This is a genomic window from Mesorhizobium sp. M7A.F.Ca.US.002.01.1.1 (assembly GCF_004022955.1).
GTDB lineage: Bacteria > Pseudomonadota > Alphaproteobacteria > Rhizobiales > Rhizobiaceae > Mesorhizobium > Mesorhizobium ciceri.
In genome coordinates, this window is the sequence record NZ_RZQE01000870.1 from 1 (window position 1) to 1,315 (window position 1,315).

Genomic DNA, 1,315 nt, shown 5'->3' on the forward strand with positions numbered 1-1,315 from the left:
ATCATAAGCCGGAACAGAACCCGGAGCCGGTGGTCAACCAAAACCAGGCCGCGAAACCCGCGCCCAAGGCCAAACCTGCCGAATTGCGCCCCGTGGAACCGCGCAATGGCGCCCAGCCCGCAGGTTTCGCGCCGGCCAATGACGATCGCCAGAAGGATTACAAGACGCTCCTGCACAGCCTCAACAGGCGTGCCTCGAACACCATTTACTGGGTCGTCGCCTTCGTTTCGCTCGCCTGGTTCGCCGGTGCCGGTGGTTTGGCCAATCTGCTTTTCGGACCGAGCATTTGGAGAATCCGCACGCTCGACCAGTTCCTCGCCCGTCCGGAACTGATCGGCCTCGCCGTCGCGGCCATCGTGCCTGTCATCCTGTTCTGGGCCTTCGCCGCCATGATTCGCCGCGCCCAGGAAATGCGCATCGCCGCACAGTCGATGACCGAAGTGGCCTTCCGCCTGACCGAGCCGGAAAACCTTGCCCAGGATCGCGTCATGATGATCGGCCAGGCCGTTCGTCGCGAGGTCGCGGCGATGGGCGAAGGCATCGAACGCACGCTTGCCCGCGCCGTCGAACTGGAAACGCTTGTCCACAGCGAAGTCAACCAGATCGAACGCTCCTATTCCGAGAATGAATCCCGCATCCGTTCGCTGGTCGACGGCCTCGGCAGCGAGCGCGAAGCCGTCGTCACCCATGCCGAGCGCGTCCGCGCCTCGATTACCGGCGCGCATGAGACGCTGAAGGACGAGATCGGCGCGGCTTCCGACATCATTCGCGACTCGATCCTCAATGCATCGACCAAATTGTCGATGACGATCACCAATTCCGGCGACACGCTGATCGACCGCATCAACGAAAGCTCGATGTCGATCTTCGATTCCGTCGAAGGCCGGCTCGATTCGATCACCGACCGTCTGTCGACCTCGGGCGAGGCCTTCGCCAGCCTTCTCGACACCCGCATTGCCAAGCTGACGGACACCACGGACGGACTGACGCGGTCGTTGACCGATCTACTCGACGATCGCACCACCGGCATGGTGTCGCTGCTTGGCGGCGCCGCGCGCACCCTCAATTCCGAATTCGAGGCCAGCCTCAACGGCATCGAGCGCACGCTCGCCGAACGCGGCCAGGCGCTGATCAGCGAGTTCCAGACCCGCGCCGAGGCGCTCGACACCGGAACGCAGAAGCTCAATGCGGCACTCGAGGCCCGCGCCCGCCAGATCAATGAAACGCTGGTCGAGCGCGCCCGCGAAATCGCGCACACCTTCGCCGAGAGCAAGGACACGCTGTCGGCGATGATCGATCAGGGCAAGACCCAGAT

Annotated in this window: 1 pseudogene; it reads left to right on the forward strand. The window is 63.7% G+C overall.

Going from position 1 to position 1,315, the window contains the following annotated elements:
- Positions 1-1,315, forward strand: a pseudogene (locus EN932_RS36290) (kinesin); the annotation flags it as partial.